Raw genomic sequence first — 6,850 nt, forward strand, 5'->3', positions numbered from 1 at the left:
GTACTGCGTTCGGTACAGTGAACAACAGCCTCGAAGTACGCTCGGCTTACTCGACCACCACTGATAATTGAACATTATCTTCATCCTTTCTCTTTCATCCTTCATCCTTTCTTTTTATCTTCCCCCACCCGCGCAGGCGCAGGCACAACCGGCGCAAGCACATGCACAGGCGCAGGATCGTCCGCCACCGCCGCCGCGGCTTTTTCCACTGGATGTAGGTTTGGGGAGCGGATTGGTTGCACCGGTCACTTTTTCAGTGAAGGTATTGATATTGCCAACCACTTTCTGTGAAAAGGTTTGAACACCGGTCACCATTTGCGCGGCGAAGTCTGCACCGGGCAGGGCACTGCCTTTCGAAGATGGAGCAATTGTCGGGGCGGAGGTTGAGGCGGGTCTGTAGGTCGGGTTATAGCTTCCCCACCAGTGCGGCAGAAAGACCGGGCCATGAAAAACGCGTCGTGTGCGGTCATCGTAATTCTTATCGAGCATGGTCCATTCGAGGGCCTCATCAAATTTCTGGCTTTTCACTTCGGGCGTGTTTTCGGCTTCCACCATGGCCCAGGCTTTTTCGGTGATCGACTTGTAATAATCAATGGTCTCTTTGCGGCTGAAACCGCGCAATTTTTCAGAGACGGTTCGCACGAGGCGCACGGCCATATCTTGTAAAAGTCTTTGGCGTTCCTTGCCTGCGGGTTCCTTAAATGCTTTCAAGAAATCTTTTTCATAATCATGCAGTTTGTCAGGGATCGGGTCGGCGGCTTTTACTTCAAGCGGATCGCGGGTAACAACCTGTGCCGCACTTTTCTTGAGCGTGCCGAAGAGGATCATGGTCAACACTTTATCGAGAGGCTGCTCCAAAAGGATGGCGGCTTCCACAGCGGTGAGGCCGCGTTTGATGCCGTGACCTTCAATGGAAATGCGCGGCGGAAGATATTGCATTTTTCGATTGCGGTTTGCATAAGCAGTGAGCGCGGGAATGCCGACGAACATAAAACCAAAAAAGCCGAAGCAAAGCAGTGAGAAGATCATATCTTCGTCAACGCTGACGGATGGCCCGAGCGGAGGCGTATAAATACTGGTTTCAGGAATATAGGTGCGCGGGAAGGATGCACCAAATGTATATTGTCTTGACCCGCTCGCCGATGAATTTTGCCAGGTGTAGGTGATGCGGTTTTGCGAATCAAACCCTGCAATGGGTTCATCAGGAAAGCCCGAAGGCGCGGAGTGCCAACGCGGTTCTTCGGGTTGAACACCGGGAGGAAGATGATAGATAACGCTCAGATCAGTGGAGCCAGAAACAAATTGCGAATCAAACCAGGTCGGCGAGAAAACGGCAGAGGCGTAAGCTTCATCGTTATCATCCGCATAGATCACATTGACGATGCGACCAACATAAACATGCACCGTGCCCGTCTGCCCAGGCTGGATGGCTTGCGACCCCAACTCCACCGCAACGCCTGTGCCCGAACCTTGATAATCTGCTGAAACTGATACAGCCGCGCCGTTCACATCGGCTGTGATGGAAGAAAATGTATATTGCGAATTCGGCAGGCCGACATCCACAAAGTCAATCACGTGCGCGCCCTGTTCGTTGGTGAACGTGAATTGGTAATCGAGGCTCATGCTACCATCGGCATTCCAATACACATGCACAACTTCCTTATCCAGGCTGAACGAATAACTTTGCGCGGATGCGTTCGTCACGATCCCCGCTGTCAGCAAGATCACCAATGCGATCAAAAGAATTTTTTTCATGCAACCTCCAAAACCCAACGTTCGAACGTTTGAACGTTGAAACGTTTTTTACCACTTCGGTTCTTCTGTTAATTGATAGGTCGTGCCGCAAAAGGGACATTCCACTGTGGGCGCGCCTGCGATCATTTTGACGTTATCGGCTGTGAGATTACCGCCACAGTTGCGACATTTCATCTGCTCGACTTTTGTGGACGAAGGCAAATCGATCTTGTAGGTGATGTTATCCCCGCCTCCGACTCCCCTTTGCCTGATTGCAAAAACGATCAGCCCGATGCCTCCCACCAGAAAGACCGCGCCGACGATGGCAAATCCGATCCCAAATGACAGCCAGTTCGAGCCTCCCTGTGCAGATGTGGAACCGATGATGTTGAGAATGCCATAGCCGAAGAGACACAGCCCGATCAATAACAATATCCCCGCGCCGATGTAGAGTAAGGTCTTGTTCGCCATAATAACCAGGTCTCCTATCAAAAAGACCCTAAAGGTTTTCCCGCCTGACTCGTCATCTGAATTTTACGGCAACTTCCATACCCAAATGACCGATAACAAAAGGACCTTTAGGGTCTGACTTATTCAAAAGTTTAGCATTTTCAGCCCTATTAGGCATGTGACTTTTATCTTGAAATCTTCCTGTGTTTATCCAATTCCGAAGGCCGAGTATTGGCTTTATACTTGGCAAGCGTTACCCACAGGTTGAACTTAAAATGAAAAGGATCGCAGGAATCGCAACGCCCATCTCAGCTGCAGCTTTTATCTCTGCGCTGACTGTGATCGTGTTGTTGCTGTTACCTTCCGATACATGGCAAAGCTGGCAGCCTGCCACCTGTTTGGGATCAGGCTGTTTTTGTGAAGCGATAAATCCGCAAAGCCCCATCCGTCAGACGGCAAATACAGTTTCATCTTTGGGATTTGTGTTCAGCGGGGTATTCATGCTGGTTCTGCCATTCAAAGCATCCATCTCCACTCGTTTCCCCACTGGATATTCCATATTGATGGGAATCGCCTGCATCATCATCGGAATTGGGAGCGCGTTCTACCACGCCTCGTTGACCTTTATCGGTCAGTTCTTCGATGTCTTTGGGATGTTCTTGCTGGCGGCATTTGTGCTGGTCTATGCCTGGGAGCGGATCTACAAACTACACACCACTACCACGCTCATCCTTTACCTGACCCTCAATGCAGGTCTCACGTGGCTGCAAATTGCTTTACCAGATACGCGCAGGTATGTATTTGCCATTGTGCTGATCATCGCGTTGCTTTTTGAGTACTATTTTCGGGTGAAAGAGAAGCCGTTGAATGATGTGCAATTGTTACGAGTTGGCATCGGTCTGCTGGCAGGCGCATATATAATATGGATATTGGACAACACGCGCGTAGTTTGCTTTGAGAGCAGTCTCTTGCAGGGACATGCCGTCTGGCACCTGCTCAGCGCCGTGTCGGTGATGTTTTTGCATCGGTATTATATGAGCGAAGAAAATTTACCGCAGAGACGCTGAGGACGCAGAGAAAAACATAAAGGAACTCCGCGATCTCTGCGTCTCCGCGGTTCAAAAAAGGAATTTACATGACGATCAACGATCAATACAACAAATGGAAAGAAACGACTCTCAAGAAGTCTTTGGAAAAGTTTTCAGAGCGGAGAGAGTCCTTCGAGACCTCGGCAGGCATTGAGGTCCCGCGTGTGGCGTTGCCCGCTTCGACTACAGGACAGGAGAGCACTGTCCCTCCGCTCAGCGAGGATGAGTTGTATATAAATAAATTAGGTTTCCCTGGGGAATATCCATACACCCGCGGAGTGCAGCCGACGATGTATCGTTCGCGGTTTTGGACGATGAGGCAGTATGCGGGGTTCTCGACGGCAGAGGAATCCAATAAGCGCTATCGCTATTTGCTGGGACAAGGTCAAACGGGGCTGAGTGTAGCTTTCGACCTCCCAACTCAAATTGGGTATGATGCGGACGATCCGATCGCGCAGGGCGAGGTCGGCAAGGTGGGAGTCTCGATTTCGTCGATCAAAGATATGGAGCAGTTGTTCGACCAGATTCCGCTTGACCAGGTTTCGACTTCGATGACCATCAACGCGCCCGCGGGTGTTTTGCTGGCGATGTACATTGCCGTGGCGAAGCGTCAGGGCGCGGACATGCGCAAACTGCGCGGCACTATCCAGAACGATATTCTCAAAGAGTACGTGGCGCGCGGCACGTATATTTTCCCGCCTGCGCCGTCGATGCGGCTCATCACCGATATCTTTTCATTTTGCGAGAAGGAAGTTCCATATTGGAACACGATCTCGATCTCGGGTTATCACATCCGTGAAGCTGGCTCTACCTCTGTGCAGGAGGTGGCCTTCACGCTGGCAAATGGAATCGCATACGTGGAAGCCGCGCTCAAGGCGGGGCTCGATATCGATTCGTTTGCAGGACAGCTTTCGTTCTTCTTCAACGCGCACAACAACCTGCTCGAAGAAGTCGCCAAGTTCCGCGCCGCGCGCCGTATGTGGGCGAAGATCATGCGCGAACGTTTCAAGGCGCAAAAGCCATCGTCGTGGCAACTTCGTTTTCATACTCAAACGGCTGGTTCAACACTCACGGCTCAACAGCCTGAAAATAACGTGGTGCGTGTGACTCTCCAGGCTCTTTCCGCCGTCCTCGGCGGGACTCAATCTCTGCATACCAACAGCATGGACGAAGCCCTCTGGCTGCCCACCGAGAAAGCTGTGCGCGTGGCGCTGCGTACTCAGCAGATCATCGCCTATGAATCAGGCGTGGCTGATTCGGTTGATCCGCTGGCCGGCTCGTATCTGATCGAACACCTGACCGACGAGATCGAAAAAGGCGCGCTCGAATACATCACGAAAATTGACGAGATGGGTGGCGCGCTGCAATCCATTGAACGCGGCTATATGCAAAACGAGATTCAAAACGCCGCCTACGCCGCGCAGCAGGAGATCGAACGCAAGGAGCAGATCGTGGTGGGCGTCAATCAATTCCAAGTGAAGGAAGAGATGACGTTGGAACGTTTGCAAGTTGACCCTGCGATTGAGCTGGGACAGAGGGCGGAGTTGAAAGCTTTGCGAGAGGGGAGAAATAAGAAACGAGTTGACGAGTTGCTGGCGGGGCTCAAAGACGCGGCTCTGGGCACTCAGAACTTGATGCCGATTTTTATCGAATGCGTGGAGAACGACATTACGCTGGGAGAAATTTGCAATACGCTGAGAGGTGTATGGGGTGAGTATGTGGCGCAGGGTTTTTAGGGCTTCTATTTAAAGTATACTTACAGCATCACAACAAGAGTATGAGCACACACAACATACTTACTGCCGATGAACAATACATCAAACAACTTGACAGTCGAAAATCTGTTGAGTTGTTTCGAGATTTGATATGGGCAGAAGCTAATAGATTTGGAATATCCCCAAGTAGGGTTACCATATCTTTACGTATCACTGTTCCTGATGGTGGGATAGATGCGGAGATTGATGTGGAGTCTATTGCACTTCCCTCAGATGGATTGTTTGAAAAAGGAAAGAATTCATATCAAATAAAAATTGGTGAAAGTTTTAAGCCACAAAACAAAACGGTTATCAAGAAAGAGTTATTTGATAAGAAAGATCCATCTTTGGATAGCCTCGCTTCTGAAGTTCGGTCTTGCCTTGAAGAAAACGGAAAATATGTAATTGTTTGTTTTGGTCTTGATCTAATTCCATCCGAAAGAAAAAAAGCAATTAAGAACCTGAAAGACTACTTGAAAATTTGCGGCTTCAATAAACCGAATGTTGATATTTGGAGCATCAATAATATCAAAGGCTTTATACAAAGATATCCGTCAATCGCACTTCAAACAAATCGAGCGTATGATGAACCTTTTAGAACTCATAATGAATGGGCGAATATTGAGGATATGAGGGTCTCATTCGAAGCAGGTGTAGCCCAGCAAGAAATAATAGAAAACATACGCAATCAGCTTCGCAGAAATGATGTACCATCACAATTAAGGGTTCTTGGTGAAGCAGGTGTGGGGAAAACTCGTCTCGTGCTAGAAGCAACGAGTACGGCAGATTTAAGTCCGTTAATTATTTACACTTTAGCGAGCGATTTTGATGGTAGTCGTTTAATGAATGGGCTCATGAGAAATGATGCCTTAAACGCAATTGTAATTGTTGATGAGTGTGATACAGATCAGCGAGCGAGGTTGTGGAACAATTTGAAATATCACTACCCAAGGATAAAGCTGCTCACGATCTTCAACGAATGGGATACCGAAAGCCATGACACTATTATTCATGAATTGTCTGGACTTTCGGGCGACCAAATTAGTGCGATTATTCAAGGTTATGGAGTGCCAAAATTTGAATCGGATCGTTGGATAGAAGATTGCGGAGGCTCACCTAGAGTTGCACATGTTGTTGGAGAAAATCTAAAATCCAACCCAGACGATATCCTTAAGCCTCCTTCCAATGTGAACATTTGGGATCGCTATATTTGTGGGAGAGACAGACCTGATAGTGAGAACGCCCGACAAAGACGAATAGTTCTTCAACACATTGCCCTTTTCAAACGATTCGGATATGAAAAGCCTTTGAATGATGAAGCAAAAGCTATCCACAAATTAATCCAGGCTGCCGACTCTCAAATCACTCAAGCACGCTTCCGCGATATAGTTCAGCAACTTAAAACACAACATATCCTTCAAGGTAGGATTACTCTTTACATAACCCCAAAACTACTCCATATTAAATTATGGATAGATTGGTGGAATCTATATGGTGACGACTTTGATACCAATCGAGTTGTAGAATTCCCACCTAGGTCTGTTGAGTGGTTTTTTGAAATGTTCGAATACGCAGAAGGCTCACCTTCTGCATCGCAAACGGCAAAGGAATTGTTGAGTGAAAATGGTGTATTTCAGGGTAAAGGCGATTCACTGAGAGATAGATTCGGAGCAAGTTTTTTTTTCCATCTAGCAAAAGCTGAGCCAGCTTATGCTTTAATGTGTCTCCAAAGAACAATAGGTACTTGGTCAAAAGACGAGTTATTAACCCTAGATCAAACTAGAGGCTTAATCGTAAGTTCTCTTGAACATATTGCCCTTTGGC

5 protein-coding genes are annotated in these 6,850 nt (G+C 48.2%); 3 read left to right on the forward strand and 2 right to left on the reverse strand.

Annotation, left to right across the window (positions count from 1 at the left end; translation table 11 throughout):
* Nucleotides 1-114: 114 nt before the first annotated feature.
* The gene (locus AC14M5_RS22635) at nucleotides 115-1,755 is read right to left on the reverse strand and encodes a hypothetical protein (RefSeq protein WP_484031992.1); all 1,641 of its coding nucleotides are present in this window, start codon (nucleotides 1,753-1,755) and stop codon (nucleotides 115-117) included.
* Between the two features lie 48 nt (nucleotides 1,756-1,803).
* Nucleotides 1,804-2,205, reverse strand: a complete 402-nt coding sequence (locus AC14M5_RS22640; protein WP_484031993.1) for a hypothetical protein — start codon at nucleotides 2,203-2,205, stop codon at nucleotides 1,804-1,806.
* A 254-nt stretch (nucleotides 2,206-2,459) separates the two neighbouring features.
* Here AC14M5_RS22640 and AC14M5_RS22645 point away from each other — a divergent pair, with 254 nt between their 5' ends.
* From AC14M5_RS22645 to AC14M5_RS22655, 3 genes are all read left to right on the forward strand, one after another.
* Complete coding sequence (locus tag AC14M5_RS22645; RefSeq protein WP_484031994.1) at nucleotides 2,460-3,251, forward strand: ceramidase domain-containing protein; 792 nt, start codon at nucleotides 2,460-2,462, stop codon at nucleotides 3,249-3,251.
* A gap of 68 nt (nucleotides 3,252-3,319) precedes the next feature.
* Entirely contained in the window at nucleotides 3,320-5,008 is a 1,689-nt protein-coding gene (locus AC14M5_RS22650) for an acyl-CoA mutase large subunit family protein (protein ID WP_484031995.1), read from the forward strand.
* Between the two features lie 41 nt (nucleotides 5,009-5,049).
* A partial coding sequence (locus AC14M5_RS22655) for a hypothetical protein (RefSeq protein ID WP_484031996.1) occupies nucleotides 5,050-6,850 on the forward strand: 1,801 nt, incomplete at its 3' end.

The organism is Candidatus Villigracilis sp., assembly GCF_057083605.1.

What these genes read in the sequence shown, in the direction of transcription:
- AC14M5_RS22635 (WP_484031992.1), bottom strand. Translation starts at nt 1,755, where the DNA reads ATGAAAAAAATTCTTTTGATCGCATTGGTGATCTTGCTGACAGCGGGG.
- AC14M5_RS22640 (WP_484031993.1), bottom strand. Translation starts at nt 2,205, where the DNA reads ATGGCGAACAAGACCTTACTCTACATCGGCGCGGGGATATTGTTATTG.
- AC14M5_RS22645 (WP_484031994.1), top strand. Translation starts at nt 2,460, where the DNA reads ATGAAAAGGATCGCAGGAATCGCAACGCCCATCTCAGCTGCAGCTTTT.
- AC14M5_RS22650 (WP_484031995.1), top strand. Translation starts at nt 3,320, where the DNA reads ATGACGATCAACGATCAATACAACAAATGGAAAGAAACGACTCTCAAG.